The 238-nt window shown below is 64.7% G+C and carries 1 protein-coding gene; it reads left to right on the top strand.

Annotated elements, in window-relative coordinates:
* Window positions 1-238 (top strand): amino acid permease (locus J5M58_RS27630; RefSeq protein ID WP_207880709.1); only part of this gene is annotated, 238 nt, incomplete at both ends.

Here is a 238-nt window from a genome sequence, read left to right as displayed (position 1 = left end):
CGCGTGCCGATGTGGGCGCGGTGCTGATCGGCTGGGGCATCACAGCTGTTGGCATGCTGGCGCTGGCGTTCGTGTTCCAGACCCTGGCCAACCGCAAGCCGGAGCTGGATTCGGGGGTGTATGCCTATGCCAAGGCCGGTTTCGGCGACTACATGGGCTTCTCCTCGGCCTGGGGCTACTGGATCAGTGCCTGGCTGGGCAACGTCGGCTACTTCGTACTGCTGTTCAGCACCCTGGG

Origin of the sequence: Pseudomonas sp. 32_A, assembly GCF_017490905.1 — a bacterium.
GTDB classification, from domain to species: Bacteria; Pseudomonadota; Gammaproteobacteria; order Pseudomonadales; family Pseudomonadaceae; genus Aquipseudomonas; species Aquipseudomonas inefficax.
The sequence above is the reverse complement of the archived record's forward strand: the minus strand, read 5'-3'. Positions and strand labels throughout refer to the sequence as shown.